Origin of the sequence: Streptomyces sp. NBC_00376 (assembly GCF_036077095.1) — a bacterium.
Classification (GTDB): domain Bacteria; phylum Actinomycetota; class Actinomycetes; order Streptomycetales; family Streptomycetaceae; genus Streptomyces.
Window position 1 is genome coordinate 1,067,483 of sequence record NZ_CP107960.1, and the last position, 21,462, is coordinate 1,088,944.

At 71.8% G+C, this 21,462-nt stretch carries 18 protein-coding genes; 9 read left to right on the forward strand and 9 right to left on the reverse strand.

Annotated features, from left to right (window positions below; all coding sequences use genetic code 11):
* The first annotated feature begins 382 nt into the window (after positions 1-382).
* The 6 genes from OG842_RS04995 to OG842_RS05020 all read left to right on the forward strand — a co-directional run bounded on the left by OG842_RS04995 (position 383) and on the right by OG842_RS05020 (position 7,943).
* Positions 383-1,543 (forward strand): substrate-binding domain-containing protein, encoded by a 1,161-nt coding sequence (locus tag OG842_RS04995; RefSeq protein WP_266727769.1) that lies wholly within the window; start codon positions 383-385, stop codon positions 1,541-1,543.
* Positions 1,544-1,645: 102 nt separating this feature from the next.
* Positions 1,646-3,007: an ABC transporter substrate-binding protein gene (locus OG842_RS05000; protein WP_266727771.1), complete on the forward strand. Its 1,362-nt coding sequence runs from the start codon at positions 1,646-1,648 to the stop codon at positions 3,005-3,007.
* A 139-nt stretch (positions 3,008-3,146) separates the two neighbouring features.
* On the forward strand, positions 3,147-4,097 hold the full coding sequence (locus OG842_RS05005) for a carbohydrate ABC transporter permease (RefSeq protein WP_266733435.1): 951 nt from the start codon (positions 3,147-3,149) through the stop codon (positions 4,095-4,097).
* A complete protein-coding gene (locus OG842_RS05010; protein ID WP_266727773.1) occupies positions 4,094-4,966 on the forward strand; it encodes a carbohydrate ABC transporter permease in 873 nt (290 codons plus the stop codon). Before OG842_RS05005 ends, OG842_RS05010 begins: the two co-directional genes overlap by 4 nt.
* A 35-nt stretch (positions 4,967-5,001) precedes the next feature.
* The gene (locus OG842_RS05015) at positions 5,002-6,048 is read left to right on the forward strand and encodes a hydroxyacid dehydrogenase (RefSeq protein ID WP_266727774.1); all 1,047 of its coding nucleotides are present in this window, start codon (positions 5,002-5,004) and stop codon (positions 6,046-6,048) included.
* Entirely contained in the window at positions 6,045-7,943 is a 1,899-nt protein-coding gene (locus OG842_RS05020) for a DUF2264 domain-containing protein (protein WP_266727776.1), read from the forward strand. The genes OG842_RS05015 and OG842_RS05020 overlap by 4 nt, the downstream gene beginning before the upstream one ends.
* A 75-nt stretch (positions 7,944-8,018) precedes the next feature.
* Here OG842_RS05020 and OG842_RS05025 read toward each other — a convergent pair whose 3' ends face one another.
* From OG842_RS05025 to OG842_RS05050, 6 genes are all read right to left on the reverse strand, one after another.
* On the reverse strand, positions 8,019-8,651 hold the full coding sequence (locus OG842_RS05025; RefSeq protein ID WP_266727778.1) for a LutC/YkgG family protein: 633 nt from the start codon (positions 8,649-8,651) through the stop codon (positions 8,019-8,021).
* The gene (locus tag OG842_RS05030; protein ID WP_266727780.1) at positions 8,648-10,192 is read right to left on the reverse strand and encodes a lactate utilization protein B; all 1,545 of its coding nucleotides are present in this window, start codon (positions 10,190-10,192) and stop codon (positions 8,648-8,650) included. Before OG842_RS05030 ends, OG842_RS05025 begins: the two co-directional genes overlap by 4 nt.
* Positions 10,189-10,956 (reverse strand): (Fe-S)-binding protein, encoded by a 768-nt coding sequence (locus OG842_RS05035; RefSeq protein ID WP_266727782.1) that lies wholly within the window; start codon positions 10,954-10,956, stop codon positions 10,189-10,191. The genes OG842_RS05030 and OG842_RS05035 overlap by 4 nt, the downstream gene beginning before the upstream one ends.
* A gap of 184 nt (positions 10,957-11,140) precedes the next feature.
* Complete coding sequence (locus OG842_RS05040; protein WP_266727784.1) at positions 11,141-11,887, reverse strand: FadR/GntR family transcriptional regulator; 747 nt, start codon at positions 11,885-11,887, stop codon at positions 11,141-11,143.
* Positions 11,888-12,022: 135 nt separating this feature from the next.
* A complete protein-coding gene (locus OG842_RS05045; protein ID WP_266727786.1) occupies positions 12,023-13,069 on the reverse strand; it encodes a S66 family peptidase in 1,047 nt (348 codons plus the stop codon).
* Positions 13,070-13,161: 92 nt separating this feature from the next.
* Entirely contained in the window at positions 13,162-13,941 is a 780-nt protein-coding gene (locus OG842_RS05050; protein WP_266727788.1) for a crotonase/enoyl-CoA hydratase family protein, read from the reverse strand.
* A 173-nt stretch (positions 13,942-14,114) separates the two neighbouring features.
* Between OG842_RS05050 and OG842_RS05055 the strand changes: the two genes are divergently transcribed.
* Both OG842_RS05055 and OG842_RS05060 read left to right on the forward strand, forming a co-directional pair.
* Positions 14,115-14,993, forward strand: coding sequence for a DUF2510 domain-containing protein (locus OG842_RS05055; RefSeq protein ID WP_266733436.1), 879 nt, complete (start codon positions 14,115-14,117; stop codon positions 14,991-14,993).
* A 120-nt stretch (positions 14,994-15,113) separates the two neighbouring features.
* On the forward strand, positions 15,114-15,440 hold the full coding sequence (locus OG842_RS05060) for a hypothetical protein (protein ID WP_266727790.1): 327 nt from the start codon (positions 15,114-15,116) through the stop codon (positions 15,438-15,440).
* 37 nt (positions 15,441-15,477) lie between these two features.
* On the opposite strand, the gene OG842_RS05065 is transcribed toward OG842_RS05060, so the two are convergent.
* Positions 15,478-16,110 (reverse strand): class I SAM-dependent methyltransferase, encoded by a 633-nt coding sequence (locus OG842_RS05065; protein WP_266727792.1) that lies wholly within the window; start codon positions 16,108-16,110, stop codon positions 15,478-15,480.
* A 543-nt stretch (positions 16,111-16,653) separates the two neighbouring features.
* Between OG842_RS05065 and fusA the strand changes: the two genes are divergently transcribed.
* Positions 16,654-18,738 carry an elongation factor G gene (fusA, locus tag OG842_RS05070; RefSeq protein WP_266727794.1) on the forward strand — a complete coding sequence of 695 codons (2,085 nt, stop codon included), beginning with the start codon at positions 16,654-16,656 and terminating at the stop codon, positions 18,736-18,738.
* Between the two features lie 145 nt (positions 18,739-18,883).
* Here fusA and OG842_RS05075 read toward each other — a convergent pair whose 3' ends face one another.
* Complete coding sequence (locus OG842_RS05075) at positions 18,884-19,777, reverse strand: peptidoglycan-binding protein (RefSeq protein WP_266727796.1); 894 nt, start codon at positions 19,775-19,777, stop codon at positions 18,884-18,886.
* Positions 19,777-21,393 carry a DUF6519 domain-containing protein gene (locus tag OG842_RS05080; RefSeq protein ID WP_266727798.1) on the reverse strand — a complete coding sequence of 539 codons (1,617 nt, stop codon included), beginning with the start codon at positions 21,391-21,393 and terminating at the stop codon, positions 19,777-19,779. The genes OG842_RS05075 and OG842_RS05080 overlap by 1 nt, the downstream gene beginning before the upstream one ends.
* Between the last annotated feature and the right edge of the window lie 69 nt (positions 21,394-21,462).

The window sequence follows — 21,462 nt, forward strand, 5'->3', positions numbered from 1 at the left end:
GTCCGCCCTTTTCGTCACTGTCCGGCCGTGGCGCACGGCCCCGGAGGGCGATCGCGTCAGGTGCCGGCTGAACCGGAACGCACCGGTTCAGCGCGTCGGACGTTTCTCGATCGTCTGCCGTTCGCGGTTCTTCGCCTCTTCCTCGCGGACCACTACCTTCTTGATCTCCATATGCCCCTCCCCTCGGCTTTCGGTCTCAAGTCCGTTGACGTTAGGTCGCGTTGTGACGGAGTCGCAAGAGTGCCTGCTGGGGTCGGTGGGGCGGACGGGGTGGTCCGCACCGGTGGCGGGCCGGAGACCGATCGCTATGCTGCGTGCCGAAGCGCTCACCGGAAGCGCTCAAACGAACAGTGCGCGGCGGTACGGCGAAGGGGCCAGCAGCATGCGGGAGCCGGTTGAACTCAGGCGTCAGCGAATCCTGTCGGTGGTGGAGTCGCGCGGCGCCGTGAAGGTCAGCGCGCTCGCGGCCGAGCTCGACGTCTCGGTGGTCACGATCCGGCGGGACGTCGAGGAACTGGCCCGGGACGGGCGGCTGCGGCGCGGGCACGGGGTGGCCCGCCCGGTGCGTGAGCCGGTCCCGACCGGCGCGGTCCCGGCGGCCCGGGGCGAGGAGCCGGCCGGGGAGGCCGGGGCGGTCGCCCTGGTCGTCCCGGAGCGGCACACGTACCTGTACGAGACCCTGCACGGCGCCCGCTCCGTCCTGGAGGAGTCCGGGATCCGGATCGCCCTGCACATCGCGCCCCCGTCGGCCGGTGCCGAACGTCCGCTGGTGGAGCGGGCGCTGGCGGACGGGGCGCGCGGGCTGCTGATCGCGCCGCGCTGGCTCAGTACCCGCTCGGAGGAGCTGGACTACGGCTGGCTCGCGAACGTGGGGGTGCCGACCGTGCTGATGGAGCGGCGGCCCCGGCCGGGAAGCGCGCTGCACGCCCTGGACTCCGTCTGTTCCGATCACTGGTACGGGATCCATCTCGCCGTGGACCATCTGGTCTCGCTGGGGCATCGCCGTATCGTGCTGGCCGCCCGTGACGACAGTCCGACGGCGCGCAGCATCCGTGCCGCGTTCGCCGAGATCGCGGCGGCCCGTCCGGAGGTGGCGGACTGGTCGGTGGTGCTGAGCTCGCCCTCGGCGGCGGAGCCCCACGGGTCCGGCCCGGCGGCCGGGCCCCATGGTTCGGCATCCGCGGCCGACGGCCGGGCCGCTCTCGACCTCGCCGCGCTGCTGCGGGAGCGGGGCGCCACCGGGGCCGTGCTGCACGGCGACGTGGACGCGCTGATGCTGGTGCAGCGGCTGGCGGAGAGCGGTGTCGAGGTGCCCCGGGACTGCTCGGTGGTGGCGTACGACGATGTGGTCGCGGCCCTCGGCAGCACTCCGCTGACGGCGGTGGCGCCGCCGAAGGCGGAGATCGGGCGGGCCGCCGCCGAACTGCTGCTCCACCGGCTGTCCGGTGCGGCGGGCGCGACCGGACCGGTGCGCCGCACGGAGCTGCTGCCCACGCTGAAGGTGCGTGGATCGGCCCAGGAGCTGCCCCGTTCCACCGAGTGATCGTTTGACCGTTTTGTTCTTCTTCTGAGCGATCACTTGACCAGTACCGATCAGTCGATCAGGATTCCCCGTGAGCCGATTCAGCAGCCGCGGGAGGCGCACATGCCCGGACGACAGAGCCGTCGGTCCGTGCTTGCCACGATCGCCGCTCTGCCGCTGGCAGGTGCGCTCGGTGCCTGCGGAGGCAGCAGCGGCAACGGCGACGGGCTGTCCGGACCGTCCGGGCCGGGCAACAGAGGCGGGAAGCGCGCCACCCGCATCACCTTCTGGTCCGCCCTGCGCGGCAGCCAGGAGGTCGTGGACGCGTTCAATCGCACCCACGACACCGTCCAGGTCGACTTCCAGCAGGTCCCCGCGGGCTCGATGGGCGGGTACGCCAAGCTCAGCAACGCCGCGCGGGCGGGCAACGCCCCGGACGTCGCGACGATCGAGTACCCCCAGATCCCCGGCTTCGCCATCGACGGGGTCGCCCGGGACATCACCGGCCTGGTCGGCGACCGGCTGCGTGCCGCGCTGCTGCCGCAGGCGCTCGGCCTGACCACCTTCGACAAGCGGGTCTTCAGCGTGCCGCTGGACGTCGAGCCGATGGTGATGCACTACCGCACCGACCTCTTCGCCGAGTACGGCCTGCCGGTCCCGCGCACCTGGGCCGAGTTCGAGGACGTGGCCCGGACCGTGCGCCGCAAGACCCCCGGCCGCCGGATGGCGGCCTTCGCCACGGACGGTGCCCCACAGTTCGCCTCCTTCGCCTGGCAGGCCGGTGCCCAGTGGTTCGACACCCGGGCGGGTGCCTGGAACGTGTCGTTCGCCGACGCACCGACCCGCCGCGTCGCCGCGTACTGGCAGCGGCTGATCGACCAGGACCTGGTCGTCGTGAACGCCGTCGACAGCCGGCAGTACGACGCCCAGCTCGCCGCCGGCCAGGTCCTCACCCGGCTCAGCGGCGCCTGGGACGCCGGGGCGCAGATGAACGCCCGGCCCGCGCAGAAGGGCAGGTGGGCCATCGCTCCGCTGCCCCAGTGGAGCCCGTCCGCCGCCGTGCTCGGCACCCACGGCGGGTCCACCTTCGCGGTCACCTCCGGCAGCAGCCACCCGGAGGCCGCCATGGAGTTCATCGAGTGGCAGGTGTCGCACCCCGACGCGCTGCGCGCCCGGCTCTCCGGCGGTACCAGCAGCCAGTACCCGGCCGCACCCGGCCTCGTCGCCGTCGGCAGGAAGGCCTTCGACCGCGGCTACTACGACGGCCAGGACATCTACGCGCTCTTCGAGCAGGAGGCGCACAAGATCAGGGACGGCTGGACATGGGGACCCCGGATGTCCGCCTCCCAGAAGGTGATGCAGGACGGCTTCGCCCGGGTCGGCGGCGGCCGGGGCTCACTGATCGACGCCGTGCGCGCGACCCAGCGGGGCACCATGCCGGACCTCAGGGCCCTGGGACTCGCCACCACCGAGCACAGCACCTGACCGCGCCCCGTCCCCTCCCCCCGTCCCCCGTTCCGGCAGCAGCCCTTCCAGCAGCAGAGAGGCAGGTGACACCGTGTCCAGCCACCTCACCACCCCCGCTCCCGCCTCCACGCGTCCGCCCGCGCACCCCTCGGGGACCATCGGGGAGCAACCGCCTGCCGCCGGACCGGCGCGCCGCGCCCGCAGGGCCGCCAGGCGCCGTGAACTCGGCGCGTGCGGCGCCCTGATGACCCCCTTCTTCATCCTTCTCGTGACGGTCTTCCTGATCCCCGTCGGGACGGCCGTGTGGCTCAGCTTCTTCGCCGACGACCAGCCGGGACTCGGCTTCGGCCCGGAGCGGACGGTCTTCGTCGGGCTCCGCAGCTACACCGCCGTGCTGACCGACCCGACGTTCATCGGCGGGCTGGGCACCGTCGTCCTGTACTGCCTGCTCTACATCCCGCTGATGGTGACCGGTGCCCTGGTGCTCGCCCTGCTGCTGGACTCCGGGGTGGTGCGGCTGCGGTCCTGGGCCCAGCTCGGACTGTTCCTCCCGCACGCGGTGCCCGGCATCATCGCGGCCGTCATCTGGCTGTACCTGTACACGCCGGGGCTGAGCCCGGTGATCGAACTGCTGGGCAAGGCCGACATCACCGTCGATTTCCTCGGCGTGCACACCGTCGTGCCGTCGATCGTGAACATCGCCCTGTGGAGCAATCTCGGCTACAACATGGTCGTCTTCTACGCCGCCCTCCAGGCCGTGCCCCGCGAGGTGATCGAGGCGTCGGTGGTCGACGGCGCCGGTCCGGTACGCACCGCGCTCCAGGTCAAGGCCCCGCTGGTGCGTTCGTCGATCGTGATGGTCGCGATGTTCACCCTGATCCTTGCGCTGCAGCTGTTCACCGAACCGATGCTGCTCGGCCAGGCCACACCGATGATCAGCTCGCGGTTCTCGCCCAGCATGTACATCTACGACGCGGCGTTCACCCGTAACAACTACGGCCTCGCCTCTGCCGCCTCGGTCGTCCTGCTCGTCTGCACGATCGCGCTCTCGTACGGCGTCACCCGCTGGTCCAACCGCGCGGGGACCCCCGAGGAGGACGCCCGGTGAGCGCGAGCTCCACCCGCGCCCGGGGCGCGCGGCGGCCCCGGCTCCTCGGCCGCGCCGTCGTCAACCTCGTCGTCGGCATCTCGGTGCTGTACACACTGCTGCCCGTGCTGTGGCTGGTGCTCGCCGCCTCGAAGGACCGCGACGCGCTGTTCGGCAGCGATGTGCTGTCGCCGGACCACTTCTCCCTCGGCCAGAACCTCAAGGACCTGTTCGCGATGGACGGCGGACTGTACGGGCGCTGGTACGGCAACAGCCTGCTGTACGCGGTCCTGGGTGCCGCGCTCGGCGCGATGGTGAGCATCGCCTGCGGGTACGCCTTCGACAAGTACCGCTTCGCGCACAAGGAGAAGCTGTTCGCCCTGGTGCTGGCGGCGGTGATGGTGCCGCAGACCGTGCTCGCGCTTCCGCTCTACCTGATGGCGTCCGGCACCGGACTCGTCAACACCTTCTGGTCGGTCTTCATCCCGGTGCTCTTCAACCCGTTCGGGGTCTACCTCGGCCGGATCTTCAGCCGGGGGTACGTGCCGGACGAGGTACTGGAGGCGGCGCGGATGGACGGCGCCGGCGAGCTGGCGGCCTTCTTCCGGGTCGCCCTGCGGATGCTGGGGCCGGGCCTGGTCACTGTCTTCCTCTTCCAGCTCACGGCGATCTGGAACAACTTCTTCCTGCCGATGGTGATGCTCTCCGACCAGCATCTCTATCCGGTCAGCCTCGGCCTCTACACATGGAACAGCGCCGCCGTCGTCTCACCCGAGTACTACCCCGTAGTGATCATGGGTTCGCTGCTCGCGGTCCTGCCGTTGATCCTCGCCTTCGCCCTGCTCCAGCGTTTCTGGAAGTCGGGGCTCACCGCAGGCGCCGTGAAGTGACCGGAGCACCGCCCCCGTTCCCCACCAGGAGAGAGATGCCCAGCACAGACCCCTCCGCCACCGCCTCCGCCGCCCGGAACCGGCCGCGCGCCGCCGTCGCCATGAAACCGGCCGCCGCGGACGCGCTCCTCGGTGCCCGGTCCCTGGCCGCGCTCGACGAGGTGTGCGATCTCGCCGCCCTGCCCGCCCTCGACGACTTCTCCACCGACCGGGCCCGCGCGGTGCTGGCCGACACCGAACTGCTGATCACCGGCTGGGGCTGCCCGCCGCTGGACGCGGCAGCCCTGGACGCGGCGCCGCGGCTGCGCGCGGTCGTCCACACCGCGGGCAGTGTGCGCGGACACATCACCGAGGCCTGCTGGGAGCGCGGCATCGAGGTGTCCTCGGCGGCCGCCGCCAACGCGCTGCCGGTGGCCGAGTACACCGTCGCGATGATCCTGCTCTCCGGCAAACGGGTCCTGGAGCGGGCCCACGACTACCGGGCACAGCGCCGCCGCGACAACTGGCTGGCCACCCCGGACCGGGTCGGGAACTACGGCCGCACCGTGGGCATCCTGTCCGCCTCCATGATCGGCCGGCGCGTCGTCGAACTGCTGCGCCCCTACGATCTGCCCGTCCTGCTGCACGATCCGTACGTCTCCGACGCGGAGGCCGCCGCGCTCGGCGTCCGGCCCGTCGGCCTCGCGGAGCTCTTCGCACAGAGCGATGTGGTCAGCATCCACACCCCGCTGCTGCCGGCCACCCACGGGCTGGTCAGCCGCGAACTGCTCGCCTCGATGCGCCCGGACGCGGTGCTGATCAACACCGCGCGGGGCGCCGTCGTCGACCAGGACGCGCTCGTCGACGTGCTCCGGCAGGACCGCATCCGGGCGATCCTCGACGTCACCGATCCGGACACACTGCCCGCCGCACACCCCCTCTGGGGCTGCGACAACGCCCTGATCACCCCGCACCTCGCAGGCTCACAGGGCAACGAGTTGCGGCGGCTGGTCGATCTGGCGGCGGGCGAGGCCGGCCGCTGGGCCGCGGGCGACGGTTTCGCCCATCCCGTACGACGCGAAAGGCTGGCATTCCTCGCATGACCGCTCCGCATCCGATCTCAACCCTCGAACTCCCGGCGGACGACCGGGTGTCGAGCCCGTACACCGGCTACACCCGCGCGCACTGGGAGGCCGCCGCCGACGGGCTGCTCCGGGCCGCCTGGCAGTGGGCGACGCCGGGCGGCGCCCTGCTGGACCTGCCGGGCCGGCCGTCCGCGTCCGGAGTGCGCTCCGACGGTCTGGAGGGTTACGCACGCACCTTCCTCGCCGCCGCCTTCCGGGTCGCGGGCGCTCAGGGCAAGGACCCGCACGGCTGGCTGGACCGGTACGCGGACGGGCTCGCGGCCGGTACCCGTACCCCCGGCCGCGAGGACGCCGAGTCCTGGCCGCTGATCCGCGACCACACCGTGTTCGGCCAGCCCATGGTCGAGTCCGCCTCGGTGGCCATCGGTCTGCGGCTGACCCGCCCGTGGCTCTGGGACCGGCTGGACGCCGGGGTCCAGGACCGGACCGAGGAGTGGCTGCGCGACGCGCTGCGGCACACCCCCGCCCCCAACAACTGGTACCTCTTCCCCTACTCCGTGGCCGGATTCCTGGAGTCCGTGGGCCGTGGCGACGCGCAGACCGCGCGGGCCAAGGAGCGGGCCCTCGAACTGCTGGAGGGCTGGTACCGGGGCGACGGCTGGTACGCGGACGGCGACGGCCGGGCCTTCGACCACTACAACGGCTGGGCACTGCACCTCTACCCCGTGCTGGACGCGCATCACTCGGGCGACGCCGAACTGTCCGCGCACTACGGCGCCCGGCTGCGCGAGCACCTGGAGGGCTACTCGCTGCTGTTCGGCGGCGACGGGGCGCCTATCCACTTCGGCCGCTCGCTGACCTACCGCTTCGCGGCGGCCTCCTCGGTGGCGCTCGGCGCCGTCAGCGGGCACACCCCGCTCACGCCCGGCGCCTCCCGGCGGGTGATCAACGGATCTCTGCGCTACTTCCTGGACCGGGGCGCGACCGGTACGGACGGGCTGCTGAACCTGGGCTGGCACGGCCCGCACGAGGCGTCGCTGCAGAACTACTCGGCGCCCGCCTCGCCGTACTGGGCGTCCAAGGCCTTCGTGTCGCTCCTCGCCCCGGACGGCCATCCGCTGTGGACCGCGACCGAGGAGCCCGCGCCGAGCGAGGGCCCCGACCGGGTTCTCGCGCTGCCCGCGCCCGGACTGCTCGTCCAGACCACCCGCGCGGACGGGATCGTACGGCTGCACAACCACGGCAGCGACCATGTGCGCCCGCACGAGGGCGAGTCGGGTGTGCAGGACGACCCGCTGTACAGCCGCCAGTCGTATTCCACGGTGACCGGTCCCACATCGAGGGCGAACGCGGCGGACAACCACCTGGCCGTGGTCGTCGCCGGGGCCCGCAGCGGTCGCCGCGTCATCCGTGCGCTGGGCGCCGGCGGGGGCGACGGCTGGGGCTGGGCCGCCTCCTGGCACCGCCCGGTGTTCACGTCGGGCTCGCCGATGGTGCCGGGGCTGCGGGTGGAGAGCGTCACGGTGGTGCGCGGGCGCTACGAACTGCGGGCGCACCGGGTGCTCGGCGCGCCGGACGGGGCGCGGGTGGAGCAGACGGGCTGGGCGACCGGCCGCGACGACGCCCTGACCTCCGCGCTGCACGGTCTGCACGGCTGGGAGTCCCGGGACGAGCTACGGGCTCCGCAGGGCACCGCGTACACGCCCTGGGCGGTGGTCCCCCGACTGTCCGCGTCCGCGACCGGCTCGGTGGTCCTGGTGGCGCTGGCCTCGCTGACCGCGGAGTCCGACGCGGCGCCGCTCGACGCGGTGGTCGACGCGGTGACGGTGGACGGGGACACGGTGGAGGTCCGCTGGGCGGACGGGGCGACGACACGTATCGGCTTCGAGCCGGTGACGGTCACGCACGGCTGAGCGCCGGGGTGCGCGGCCCGGGGACCGTCCCGTGACTGCCGCGCACCCCGCCCCCCGCCGCGCAGGCCCTACGCGTCACATGTCCGTCCGGATCACCACGGCCAGGGTGCGCGGACCGTGCACGCCCTCCACCCGCTCCAGCTCGATGTCGGAGGTGGCCGAGGGGCCGCTGATCAGCGTCGTCGGACGCTGCGGCACCAGCCGCGCCACCGCTTCCGGCACACCGGTCTCGACCGTCGACAGATCGACGACGCAGACATGGAGATCGGGGACCAGAGAGAGCGCCCGCCGCCCTTGGTCGGGCGAACCGTCCAGGAAGATGGTGCCGGTCTCGGCGCAGCTGACGGCCGAGGCGGTGACGACCCCGTCCAACGCGTCGAGGCCGGGCGCCGGGATGTCTGCGGAGTCCTGCTGGACCTCGCCGTCGAACGCTTCGAGCCAGCGTGCGTCGAGCCCGGCCGGCACACCGATCCGCCGCGCCCCGCGCTCCCGCAGCACCTCGGCGACGAGCTCCGCGGTGCGGTCGGCGGTGCAGGTATGGACGGTGGCCTTGTAGTCGACGAGCCGGTCGGTGAAGAGGGCCAGGCGTTCGTCGTCGGGGAGAGTGCGGCCGGTGCGGTAGGCACGCGGGACGGTGACATCGGGGGCAGGCGCGAGGGAGAGGGCGTCCTTGATCCGCCCCAGCACCGTTTCGCGAGCGTTGGTCACTTCTCCTCCTCCTTCTTCTTCCGGTTCTGTTCGTGCTCGCCCGCGGCGGCGCGCATCGTCGCGGCGCCCTCGGCCGATGCCAGCCAGGAGCGGAAGGTCTGCTTCGGCGGCACTTCGGTGTCCCGGCTCTCGCTCCAGCCGTTGAACGGCGGGGGCAGGTGCGAGATCTTGCCGTCCCGCCCGCCGATGACACGGCCGATCCCCGCGCCCTTCTGCGCGGCCGTGAAGAGCTTCGGGTGCTTCATGACGGTGGCCGCGGCCTTCATGGCCAGCTTCTCCGCCGTCATGCCGGACTGCTCGGTGTGCTGGTGGCGCAGTTCGACCAGGAGCGACGGAATGTCGATCTTGACCGGGCAGGCGTCGAAGCAGGCGCCGCAGAGGCTGGAGGCGTACGGCAGCGAGCTGTTGGGGTCGTTCTTGGCTGCGTGCATCCCGGCGAGCTGCGGGGTGAGGACCGCGCCGATCGGTCCGGGGTACGTCGATCCGTACGCGTGGCCGCCGGCCCGTTCGTACACCGGGCAGACATTGAGACAGGCCGAGCAGCGGATGCAGTTGAGGGCCTCGCGTCCGATCCGGTCGGCGAGCGCCGCGGTGCGGCCGTTGTCGAGCAGGACCAGATGGAAGTCCTGCGGCCCGTCGCCCGGCGTCACACCGGTCCACATCGAGGTGTACGGGTTCATCCGCTCGCCCGTGGAGGAGCGCGGCAGCAACTGCAGGAACACTTCGAGGTCCTGGTAGCGCGGCAGCACCTTCTCGATGCCCATGACGGTGATCAGGGTGTCGGGCATCGTCAGGCACATGCGGCCGTTGCCCTCGGACTCCACGACCGCGAGCGTTCCGGTCTCGGCGATCCCGAAGTTGGCGCCGGAGACCGCCACCTTGGTCGTCATGAACTTCTCGCGCAGATAGGCGCGGGCGGCGGCGGCCAGGTGCGCGGGCACGTTGTCCAGGCGCGGGTCGACGCCCGGAATCTCCTTGAGGAAGATCTGCCGGATCTCGTCGCGGTTGCGGTGGATCGCGGGGACCAGGATGTGCGACGGCTTGTCGTGCGCGAGCTGGACGATCAGCTCGGCGAGGTCCGTCTCGTACGGGGTGATGCCGACGGATTCGAGATGTTCGTTGAGGCCGATCTCCTGGGTGGCCATCGACTTGACCTTGATGACGTCGCTGCTGCCAGTCGCCCTGACCAGCCGGGTGACGATCTCGTTGGCCTCGACGCCGTCGCGCGCCCAGTGGACGGTGCCGCCGCGCTCGGTGACCTTCCGCTCCAGCTCCTCCAGGAGTTCGGGGAGCCGGTTCATGGTGTCGGTCTTGATGGCCGAGCCCGCCTCGCGCAGTGCTTCCCAGTCGGGGAGTTCACCGGTGACGTTCAGGCGTTTGGCGCGGATGGTGCGGGTGGCCCGGCCGAGGTTGCGGCGCAGTTGTTCGTTGCGCAGCTCGTCGTGGGCGGCCTCGGGGAACTTCCGGTCGCCGCGCAGATTGCCCGTCCCGTACGGGGAACGGGGCGGGGTCGCGGGCATGCCGAGAAAGGTGCTGCTCATCGGACGGCCTCCGTGGGGACGTACGGCGAGGTACGGGTGGCGGAGAGGATCTGCGCGAGGTGCAGGGTGCGGGTGCCCGACTTGATGCGGGAGAGCCCGCCGCCGATGTGCATGAGGCAGGACGAGTCGCCCGCGGTGCAGACATCGGCTCCGGTGGTGGCGATGTTGCGCATCTTGTCCTGGAGCATCGCGGTCGACGTCTCGGCGTTCTTGACGGCGAAGGTGCCGCCGAACCCGCAGCAGGAGTCGGCTTCGGGGAGCTCGACGAGGTCGATGGAGTCGACGGCCCGGAGGAGCTTCAGGACCTTGTCACCGACGTGCAGCATGCGCAGCGAGTGACAGGTGGGGTGGTACGTCACCCGGTGCGGGAAGTACGCGCCGACGTCGTCCACGTCCAGGACGTCCACGAGGAACTCCGACAGCTCGTACGTCTTGGCCTTGACGGTGGCGACGCCCGCGCGCAGCGCGGCGTCCCCGTACCGTTCGGCGACGATCTCGTGCTGGTGGCGGACCGAGCCCGCGCACGATCCGGACGGCATGACGACGGCGTCGATCGAGGCGTCGCCGAACTGGTCGGCGAAGTTCCGCACCAGGGGGACGGGTTCGCGCTGGTAGCCGGTGTTGACATGCATCTGACCGCAGCAGGTCTGCCCCGGCGGGAACACCACGTCGTGGCCCAGGCGGGCGAGCAGGACCGCGGTCGATTTCACCGCCTCGGGGAACAGTGTGTCTCCCAGACAGGTGGCGAAGAGTCCGATGCGCATGGGGGTCTCTCCGATCGCTTCTCCATTTTTATGGTCCGACCATACTAGCCTCGGTCCGGAACGTGAAGGATGCGGCGCCACGAGCCTGGGCACACGTAGTCATGCATAGTCATGCACCTGACAACACTTAATCCGCACACCAAGGGCTCGGGGCCGACCGACAGTCCGAGCCCTCACCCCTGCGTCAGGAATCCTCCGGGCCCCGGTCGGAGTTCTCGTCGACCAGCGTGCCGTGAAGGCTGCGGATGTGCTTCTCGACCAGATCGGCAGCGCCGGCACCCTCGCCCGCGCGCACCAGCCTCAGCAGCTCTGTGTGCTCCGCGTTGAGCGCGGCGGCCGTGGCCGGCCAGTCCTCGGCCTCCTCCAGCGCCCTCAGGATCAGCGGTCGCACCGATTCACGGACTGCGGAGGTGAGCGTGGAGGTCAGTTCATTGCCGGAGCTGCGGGCGATGTGCACATGGAACCGGGTGTCCAGATCGTTGAACTCCGGCACCGTGACGTCCGGCTCCCCCATGCGCGCGACCAGCGCCTCCGCCTCGTCGAGATCCGCCGGGGAGGCATGCCCGGCGGCCGCCTCGAAGCTGGAACGCTCCAGCACGACGCGCGCCTCCAGGACGTCCTCCAGGCTGTAGCTGCCCAGCGCGAAGTGCAGTCGCAGCAGCCGCCCGAGCGCGTCGTCGGGGTTGCGTACGATCCGCGCCCCGGCATCCGGCCCCCGGCCCGGCTGCGCGACCAGCACACCGATGGTCTCCAGCACCCTCAGCGCCTCGCGCAGCGCTGACCGGCTGACCCCGAGCACCGGCGCGAGCTCGCGCTCGGGCGGAAGTCGGTCGCCCGCCCTGAGCTCACCGGCGAAGACCCGCTCCTCGATGCTCTGGAGCACGAGCTCATGCGTACGGGACTGCCGTACGGGTTGCCATTCGACGGGCATCCGTCACCCCCTGCCTCGGCCGGAATCGTCCGGTTGCCGTCGCGTCTGCTGCCGGATCTTCAACTATGTCACACACCACATATGGTCGGACCAAAGAGGAGATGCCGGTAGTTGGCTCCGACAGGTGGCGCCGGCTCAGTAGGTGACGACGATGCGGCGGCCCACTCCGTCCACCTCGATCCGTCCGCCGAAGGGAATGACCAGCTGGGGGTCGGTGTGACCGAGGTCGACGTCGAGGACGGCCGTGGCCCCGGGGGCGTACTCGCTCAACGCCCGCAGGACCGCCTGCCGTTGCTCCTCGCGGAACCGCTCCCCCGCCTCGGCGTCCAGCGGCTGCTCGAACGACCAGTTCTTGGCCCGTCCCATGAGGAGGGCGGGGAACTGCGCGAGTATCCCCCGCTCCCCCATGTTCCGCAGAATCCGGTAGACCTCGTCGGCCGAGGGCATCTCCTCGCTCGTTGCGAGGAACAGCACCCGTCCCGCGTAGCTGTCCACCGGCCGGATCTCGCGATCGGCCATCAGCAGCCAGGCCAGGATCTCCAGATTTCCGCCCCAGCTCGCACCCTTCACGGTCCGGCCGTCGGCGTTGTGCCATGTCCAGCCGTCGCACGGCCGCATCTCGGGTTCGGAGTCGAAGGTACGGGGCTCCTCCCACCGGCCGCCTGCCCCGTTGGTCTCCTTGGACGGGGTGAGTTCGAAGTCGCCCCGGGTGAAGAGCGCGGCCCGCAGGGAGTCGGCGGTCAGCGGGTGCATCGCGCCGGGACGCCCCATCTCGACCATCACCGTGCCGCCGTGGTAGCCGACGATGCCCAGGTTCTCCAGGAACACGAGCAGGTTGGTGTTGTCGCTGTACCCGAAGAAGGGCTTGGGGTTGGCGCGCAGCAGGTCGCGGTCCAGGTACGGCAGCACGGTGATCTGGTCGTCGCCGCCGATGGTGGAGATCACGGCCTTGATGTCGGGGTCGGCGAATGCCGCGTGGATGTCGGCGGCCCGTTCCTGCGGAGTGGAGCCCATCTTCCGCGTCGTCGGGTACTCCACCGGTTCGAGGCCGAAGTCCTCCCGGAGCCTGCGCAGCCCCAGCTCATGGGGGAGCGGCAGGACGCCGGGGAGGCCGGAGGAGGGAGACAGCACGGCGACGCGGTCACCGGGCCGGGGCTTGTCGGGGTACGTGTGGGTCGGCATCCGCCGAGCGTAGGGCGGCCCGTGCGGCGGCGGCGTCGCATTTTCGGTCCGGCCGACGGCAGCGGGGCGGGGCACCGCCGCCGGCCCACCGGTCACCCGTCGAAGGATCCGTGACGGCCCGCGCCGCCTCCGAACCGTTCGGCCCCGGCCTGTGTCTCCCCCGCGGTCAGCGGCACCAGACCGTGCCGGTACTCCTGGGCCAGCGCCTCCGGTTCGCTCAGCCCGTGCTGCTCGCGCACCGAAAGCCGGTCGTGGCGCAGACACAGCTGCGGGAACGCGGCGATCTCGCGGGCGAGGTTCTCCGCCGTGCCGCGTGCCTCGCCGGGTGGCACGATCCGGTTGGCCAGCCCCATGGCGTAGGCCTCCGCGGCCGGTACGGGGCGCCCGGTGAGGATCATGTCCATGGCCCGGCTCTCACCGATGAGCCGCGGCAGCCGTACCGTTCCGCCGTCCACCAGCGGCACTCCCCAGCGCCGGCAGAACACCCCGAACACCGCGTCGTCCTCCGCCACCCGGAGATCGCACCAGAGGGCGAGCTCCAGGCCCCCGGCCACCGCGTGGCCGGAGACCGCCGCGATGACGGGCTTGCCCAGGCGCATGCGGGTCGGCCCCATCGGCCCGTCGCCGTCGGCCAGGACCCTGTTGCCCCGCTCCGTACCGATGCCCTTCAGGTCGGCACCCGAGCAGAACGTACCGCCCTCGCCCCACAGCACGGCGACGGCCGCGTCCGGGTCGGCTTCGAACTCCCGGAAGGCGTCGGCCAGTTGCCGGGCAGTCGGCCCGTCCACGGCGTTGCGGACCTCGGGCCGGTGGAGGATCACCGTGAACACGGGGCCGTCGCGCTCGATCCGCACGGCTGTTTCTTCGCTCATCGTTCGGCCTCCCGCTGGGACGGCGGAGAGCCCCTCCGGCCGGCGGGGCGTCCTGGACCCGGGCTCCGTCCGTGGGACGGAGCGCTGCCTCACCCTATTGATCCGGATCGATCCGTCACAGCTGATTCATGCGATTCTCACGCAACCGTTCTACGGTGGGGCCCGTGACCCAGATGACCCCGCCCGGCTGGCACCCAGACCCCGGGTACACAGGAATCGGCCCCGTTCACGAGCGCTGGTGGGACGGCACCCGGTGGACCGACCAACTGCGCGTGCCGCCCGCCACGATCCGGCGCCGCCGGATGCGCGTCGGACTGGGCATCACGGCCGCGGTGGTGGTCCTCGCCGCGGTAGGAGGCGGCGTCTTCCTGCTGTCGGACAACTCCGGCGCCGACAACGAGCGCGCGGCCACGGCCCCGTCCGCCCCGCCCTCGGACTCCCCCCGTCGCGGGCCGGGCGCTCCGGGAGGCGGCGGCGGGAGCGGCGCCCCCGAGCAGCGGATGCCGGGGACCGAGGACGGCTACGCCACCGACCTGACCAGCGGGATCAACCTGCCGGTGCCCGACGGCTGGAAGGGCACCTCCGGGGTCACGAGTGCGGGAGTGACGACGGGTGAGTACCCGTGTCCCGGCGACACGTCCGAGCAGTGTGTGCGCGGCGGGGTTTTCTCCGCGCCCGCCAAGGCCCTGAAGCTCGACACCACGACTGCGAAGGCCACGGCGGAGAAGGACATCTCCGCCAATGCCACCGAATCGTACGGCGAGAAGATCTACGGCGGCATCACCTCGCACCAGGAACTCAAGTCCGAGCCGGTGACCGTGGCCGGCGAACAGGGGTACCTGGTGCGCTGGAAGGTGGTGACGAAGAACGGTGACGACGGGTACGTCCAGTCGCTGGCCTTCCCGTCGCCCCGCTCGAAGGACCTGCTGGTCGTGGTCCGGTCGGGCTTCGACGTGAACGCCAAGGCACCCGCGCTCTCCGTCATGGACGACATCACCAAGGGCATCAAGGCCGCCTCGGGAGCGGGCTCCGGCCCCGGCACCACCGCGTAGCGGCCGTCGCGGACGGGCACGGCGGCCCGCCTTCGTACACCCGGGCGTGAGTACGAGGGCGGGCCGAGCTGAGTACGTCGGCCGATCCTCCGACGGGGCGTCGCTGGTCGAATGACCATCATGCTTCCTGACGCACCGTCCCGCCCCCGCATCCAGCACGTCGCCACCGCCGGCACGACGCTGGCGCTGTCGCTGGCCCCGCTGGTGATCGGCGTGCTGCTCGCCAAGACCATGGCGGCGGACCCGATGACACCGGTGAACGCGATGGTCACCCGGGGCGGGCAGCCCGTACCCATCTCGCCCGCGCAGTGGCGCGGGTGCGGCAGGCAGGCGCTGCGCAACTGGAAGGCCCCGCTCAAGGCCGGCCGGCGTCCCGTCTCCCTCGTGCGGCGGTGCGCCGGGGTCCGGCGCACGCGCCGCCCGGTGAAGCTGCCGGTCGAGCACTGAGGGGCGGCGGGCCCGGCACCCGAAGGTGGACCGGGTGTCAGGCCCGTCGGCAGTGCAGGAACAACTGGGGCTCGGCCACCGCCGCTTCGTACTCCGGGGTGAACAGGGTGCTCTGCTCCCACAGCACCGAGAGCCCGGCCTCGGTGACCAGCTCGGTGAACTCCTCCGGGCCGAAGCTCGTCGCCCGCACGTTGTGGCCCATGAAGACGACGTCGAAGTCCTCCACGTCCAGCGGCACCGTGGCCACGACCAGATGACCGCCGGGAACCAGCAGCCGTCCGAGCTTCCGCAGGAGCCGGAACTGGTCGTCGCGGGACATCTGGAGCAGTGAGAAATAGGCGCAGACCGCGTCGAAACTGCCTTCTTCCAGGGGGAGTTCGCGAATGTCGGCGCATTCGAACGCCGCGTCGGGGACCTGCCGGGCCGCCAGTTCGACCATGCCGGGCGAGACGTCCACCCCCAGCACGTCATGGCCGGCCTCGGTGAGGGTCCGGGCGGTCGGCCGCCCCGTTCCGCTGCCGACGTCCAGGATACGGCTGTGCGGTGCGAGATCGCCCAGCAGCCGGTGCAACGAGGCGTGGTGGGCGGCGGATCCGGCGAACGCCCGCTCGTAGTCGGCGCCCAGCGCGTCGAACACCGTGGCGGCAGCCTGGCCGTGGTCTCCGTCCATCGATGTGTTTCCTTCCCCGAGCGCCGCCCAGTGCGGCTCCCGAGGATCGTTTCATCATTCGCCATCGCCTTCAACGCCCGTCCATGGCAAGGAACATGGGGCCGATCGAGGAACTGGTGCACGCATGCGGGGCGGAGCGGGCCGTCCACGACCGGCCGCCGGGCGCGGGGCCACGAAATCCGGTTTCCTGCCCGCACCCGGGTTCCCTACACTCACCACGAAACGCGCGCCACAACAACACTGCGGCGCGCACCGTGACCAGTGGGGGGAGACCTGCCGTGCGCTACCGCACCGCTGTTGTCGTCCCCTCGTCGCGGTACGAGGTGATCCTGGTGTCTTCGTGCGCCCGGTGCAGGCTGCGCGGCCCGCACCGGTCCCCCGCGACGGACAACTGACCTCGCAGCGCCCGGCGTCGACACGGCCGGGCGGCGGCTCACCGGTGTGACACACCGTGCCGGAGGTCTTCGCCCGGCCTGATCACAGGCCCGGTTCGTCCGGGAATCGCGCCCTCCCGTTCCGGATCATTCCGAAAGGCCATGGGCCGTGCGTACCGAACTGCACCGTCAACCCACCAGTCCGCTGAGCGCCGTTCGCAATCTGGGCATCCTCGCCCACGTCGACGCCGGCAAGACCACCGTCACCGAGCGGATCCTCTACCTCACCGGCGCCGTCCACAAGCAGGGCGAGGTCCACGACGGGACGACCGTCACCGACTTCGACTCCCAGGAACGCGACCGCGGGATCACCATCTTCGCCGCCGCGGTGAGCTGTTCGTGGGACGGTCACCGGATCAATCTGATCGACACCCCGGGCCATGTCGACTTCACCGACGAGGTGGAGCGCTCGCTGCGGGTGCTCGACGGAGCGATCGCGGTGTTCGACGCCGTCGCGGGCGTCGAGCCGCAGAGCGAGTCGGTGTGGCGGCAGGCCGACCGGCACGGGGTGCCGCGGATCGCCTTCGTCAACAAGCTGGACCGTGCCGGGGCCGACCTCGACACGGCGGTCTCGTCGATCAGGGACCGGCTGCACACCGTCCCGCTGGTGGTCCAGCTGCCGATCGGGAGCGAGAACGGGTTCAGTGGAGTGGTGGATCTGCTGCGCATGCGGGCGCTGGTCTGGGCCGACGGCGGTGGCACGTTCGAGGAGAGGCAGGTGCCCGAGGCGCTGCGCGACGAGGCGCAGCGGCGCAGGCGGCTGCTGGAGGAGACCGTGGCGGAGCTCCATCCGGCCGCGCTGGAGGAGTTCTGCGCGCGGTCGTCGGTGTCCGAGCGGACGCTGCGGTCCGCGCTGCGCGACCTGACCCGTACCGGCGAAGGTGTAGTGGTGCTGTGCGGTTCGGCCTACCGCAACCGCGGGATCGAGCCGCTCCTGGAGGCCGTGGTGTCCTACCTGCCGTCACCGCTGGACGTGCCGCCGGTACGCGGCGCCCTGGACGGCGCGGTGCAGGAGCGGGCCTCCGATCCGGCGGCGCCGTTCGCCGCTCTGGTGTTCAAGGTGAGCTCGACCGAGACGGGCCGGCTGACCCTTCTGCGGGTGTATTCGGGAACGATCCGGAAGGGGGACACGGTGCTGGACGCGGGCGCGCGGCGCCACGAGCGCGTCGGACGGATCCTGCGCGTGCAGGCGGGCCGGCACGGGGACGTCGATACGGCGGTGGCCGGGGACATCGTCGCGGTGATCGGGCTGAAGGCGGCCCGTGCCGGGGCGACCCTGTGCGCACCCTCGGCGCCCTTGGTCCTCGAACCGCCCACCGCGGCCGACCCGGTCGTCTCGGTGGCGGTCGAGGCCCGCAGACGGACCGATACCGAGCGGCTGGTGACGGCGCTGGCGCGGCTGGTCGAGGAGGATCCCTCGCTGGCGGTCCGTACCGATCCCGAGACGGGGCAGACGGTGCTGTCGGGGATGGGGGAACTGCATCTGGAGGTCGCGGTGGAGAAGATCCGGCGTGCGCACGGGCTGGAGATCGGTGTCGGCAGGCCGCAGGTGGCCTACCGGGAGACGGTCGCCCGCGGGGTGGCCGGGCTGGTGTACCGCCATGTGAAGCAGGACGGCGGCGCCGGGCAGTTCGCCCATGTCGTCATCGACACGGAGCCGTTGGAGGCCACCGGTGACGACGGCGGGGACAGCGGGCCCGACTTCGTGTTCCGGTCGACCGTCGTCGGTGGACGGGTGCCGCAGGAGTACGTCCGTGCGGTGGAGGCCGGCTGCCGGGACGCGCTTGCCGAGGGTCCGCTCGGCGGGCACCCGGTGACCGGGCTGCGGGTCACTCTGACCGACGGGGCCACCCACTCCAAGGACTCCTCGGAGATGGCGTTCCGCACGGCCGGCCGGTTCGCGCTCCGTGAGGCGCTGCGGGCGAGCGCGATGGTGCTGCTGGAGCCGGTGGCGGAGGTCACCGTCACCGTGCCCGACGACGCCGTGGGCGGTGTCCTCGGCGATCTCGCGGCACGGCGCGGCCGGGTCACCGGCTCGGCCGCGCGGGCAGGCACGGCGGTGATCACGGCGACCGTGCCGCTGGCGGAGCTGTTCGGCTACGCGACCCGGCTGCGCAGCCGGACCCAGGGCCGGGGGACGTTCACGACCCGGCCCACCGGCTACGCCCCGGCGCCGAACCCGGCGGCCGGGTAGCGACCGGTCCGGCCCCACCCGTTCGCGGGTGGGGCCGGTCAGGCCGGGCCGTCGCCTTGATCTGCGCTGGAGGCGCACCCGTTTCCGGGTGAATCGCTCCCTGAAGTCGGAGATCCAGCGACGGCGGGCCCCGGCTCCATCGTGCTCACTGCTTCGCCTTCGGCACCTTCAGCCGGTCCCAGCTGACCTTCCCGGGGGTGCCGTCGGCATCCTTCCCCTTGAAGCCCAGTTTGCGCTGCCACGCCGCGTACGACTTGCGGTCCGCCTCGGTCCACTCGGGGCTCGGGCCCGTCTCGTAGTGGCTGCAGCCCTCCGCAGTCAGGCGACGCCCCATCATGGTGATCACGGGGTGGCTCCGGCCTACGTGGAAGAATCCGCTGCCGGGGAACCTCTCGTACTCGGTCTTCGGCTTCGGCTTCGGTTCGTGGCTCCCGCTGTCCCCGCCGTGGCCGTCCAGCCGGTCCGCGATGCGCTTTCGCATTCCGTCCATCGTGAAGCCTCGCGGGTCGACCTTGCCGGGCTGCCACTCCTTGTGGCCGATCACCGAGCGTTCGCTCCAGCCGTGGGCGCGGCAGATGGCGGCGGCGACCTTCTCGATGGCCTCCTTCTGGGCCTCGGGCCATGGGTCCTTGCCGTCGCCGCGGTTGATGCACTCGAATCCGTAGAAGTGGCGGTTGCCATCGGTGTCGGCGGCGTTGTCGTGCGGCAGCTTCGTCTCGTTGACGACGGCGCGCAGCACGTCGCTGTCGCCGAGGCCCGCGTGATTGGCCCGGCCGTTGCCGACGAGGTGGATCTCCCCCTTCTTGTCGATGACGCCGTGGCACAACGGGCCCGGCAGGCTGGAGTGGCCGTCGTAGCAGAGCGCGACCGAGGAGTCCGTCCCGGAGGTGACGGTGTGGTGGATCATCACGCCGTGCATCGGGCCGTACGGGCCCTTCGCGTTGCGGTTGTGGCGGCGCCAGTTGCGTACCTCGTGGACGGTGAGGCCCTCGGCGCGCAGGACCTCCACCAGCTTGGACGCGGTCAGGGGCGTGGCCATCAGGCGTTCTCCTCTCCGCCCGCGGCCTCGTCCACCGCTGCCTCGGCGGCGGCGGTCGTCTGCGACCTTGTCGCGGCCGGGGCGGCGCCCTCGGCGGCCAGCTCCTCTTCCCGTGCCTGCTGTTCGGCGGCGAGAGCGGCCGCGCCGGCCGGCGGGACGGCCCGGGTGGCGAGAGGGGTGAAGCCGAGGCGCAGGTCGACGGGGCTGCCCTCACCCTTGACGAGGGCGAGCGGCGCGTAGTGGCGGACGATGCCGGCGGGGTGGATCAGGAGCGGCTTGCGGGCGGCGTTCACGGGCCATTCGACGCTGCCGGTGGCGGTGCGGGCGGTGACGGTCCAGTAGTCGCCGGTGCGGTACGTCCGGCCCTTCTCGAAGTAGATCTCGACGCCGTCCTCCAGCGGCAGCCAGGCGCCCTCCTCGATGCGGATGGCGCCGCCGCGCAGCGCGGTGGTGCGGCCGCCGCGGTGGCTCGGCCCCGCCCGGTGGTCCCAGCGGCGCAGGTACGGGTGGAGTTCGGGGCGCCGCCCGACGTGCTGGTCCGGCTCGGCGGAAAGACGTACCCGGCGGCCCGGCAGGTCCAGTTCCTCGACCTTGAGCAGCGGCAGGGGCTCCAGACGGGAGGCGTACGCGGTGTCGACGAGCTCGACGTGGTCGCCGACGTCCAGGTCCAGTTTGTCGTCCTGCCCGAGGTTCGCCAACTGCACCCAGATGCCGTCGACTTCATCGACCGGGAAGACCACTGAGCCGTTCTCGCGGGACCACTTGAAGGTGGCGTTGCCGGGCTTGCCCGCCTTGCCGGCCTCGCCCCCCTCATGGATCTCGACGCGATAGAGCTGGTTCTCCGGACCCCGGTAGCGGGCGTCCGGCTTGACGAGGCAGGGGTCCTCGTCGGCGTGGTCGGGGCGCTCGCTGCGGGCGGCGAGGCGGGACTTGGGGGCGGCTTCGCCCGCCGCCCAGCGCTCGAAGGCCCGGCGCACCTCGTCGGGCGACGGCACATCGCCCTCGATGCCCAGCTTCGAGTAGGCGAGCGGCAGTACCTGCCAGACGACCTTGCGGCGGGCGGCGGTGTCGGGCATCGCCGGGCCGAGGGCCACCTCGCGCAGCGCCGGGTCCTCGGCGGCGGTCACCGCCCGCTCCCACACGTCGAGGTACACGACGAAGGGGTAGTCGGTGGGCAGCCGGTCACCCGGCTTCTCCTTGTCGCGGTAGCCGTCGGGCTGGTCCCAGTAGTCCCAGAACGCGGGCGGTTCGGCGGTGGGCATCCCGTCGTCGGGGTCGGAGGCGGCGGCGTCCTCGTCGGGCACCGCGTCGCCGGGGGCCGGGCGGGTCGCGTCGCACAGTATGCCGTCGACGTAGTAGTGGCCGCCATGGATGTCCAGGGTGTCGAGGTCGGGGGTGGCTCCGTGGTACTCGATGCGGAAGCCCGTGTCGCCGTCGGCGCCGAGCGGGCCGCCGTGCTGACCGATCAGGTCGACGGCGGTCGTGCGCGCCTGGTGGAGCTGGATCGCGGCCTGCTCGTTGGCGTCCGCGTCGAGCTGGACCCGGCCCTGCTGGGCGATGACCGCCGAGTAGTGCCGCGAGGGCCGGAAGGTGGAGCGGGAGATGTCTGCGTGCATGAAGGGTGTCCCCCTGGTTCGGAAGTGTGCGGGTCGCACGTCGTCGGTGGGAAGGGCGCGGCAGACGCC

What these genes read in the sequence shown, in the direction of transcription:
- OG842_RS04995 (WP_266727769.1), top strand. Translation starts at nt 383, where the DNA reads ATGCGGGAGCCGGTTGAACTCAGGCGTCAGCGAATCCTGTCGGTGGTG.
- OG842_RS05000 (WP_266727771.1), top strand. Translation starts at nt 1,646, where the DNA reads ATGCCCGGACGACAGAGCCGTCGGTCCGTGCTTGCCACGATCGCCGCT.
- OG842_RS05015 (WP_266727774.1), top strand. Translation starts at nt 5,002, where the DNA reads ATGCCCAGCACAGACCCCTCCGCCACCGCCTCCGCCGCCCGGAACCGG.
- OG842_RS05020 (WP_266727776.1), top strand. Translation starts at nt 6,045, where the DNA reads ATGACCGCTCCGCATCCGATCTCAACCCTCGAACTCCCGGCGGACGAC.
- OG842_RS05030 (WP_266727780.1), bottom strand. Translation starts at nt 10,192, where the DNA reads ATGAGCAGCACCTTTCTCGGCATGCCCGCGACCCCGCCCCGTTCCCCG.
- OG842_RS05035 (WP_266727782.1), bottom strand. Translation starts at nt 10,956, where the DNA reads ATGCGCATCGGACTCTTCGCCACCTGTCTGGGAGACACACTGTTCCCC.
- OG842_RS05040 (WP_266727784.1), bottom strand. Translation starts at nt 11,887, where the DNA reads ATGCCCGTCGAATGGCAACCCGTACGGCAGTCCCGTACGCATGAGCTC.
- OG842_RS05045 (WP_266727786.1), bottom strand. Translation starts at nt 13,069, where the DNA reads ATGCCGACCCACACGTACCCCGACAAGCCCCGGCCCGGTGACCGCGTC.
- OG842_RS05050 (WP_266727788.1), bottom strand. Translation starts at nt 13,941, where the DNA reads ATGAGCGAAGAAACAGCCGTGCGGATCGAGCGCGACGGCCCCGTGTTC.
- OG842_RS05055 (WP_266733436.1), top strand. Translation starts at nt 14,115, where the DNA reads ATGACCCCGCCCGGCTGGCACCCAGACCCCGGGTACACAGGAATCGGC.
- OG842_RS05060 (WP_266727790.1), top strand. Translation starts at nt 15,114, where the DNA reads ATGCTTCCTGACGCACCGTCCCGCCCCCGCATCCAGCACGTCGCCACC.
- OG842_RS05065 (WP_266727792.1), bottom strand. Translation starts at nt 16,110, where the DNA reads ATGGACGGAGACCACGGCCAGGCTGCCGCCACGGTGTTCGACGCGCTG.
- OG842_RS05075 (WP_266727796.1), bottom strand. Translation starts at nt 19,777, where the DNA reads ATGGCCACGCCCCTGACCGCGTCCAAGCTGGTGGAGGTCCTGCGCGCC.
- OG842_RS05080 (WP_266727798.1), bottom strand. Translation starts at nt 21,393, where the DNA reads ATGCACGCAGACATCTCCCGCTCCACCTTCCGGCCCTCGCGGCACTAC.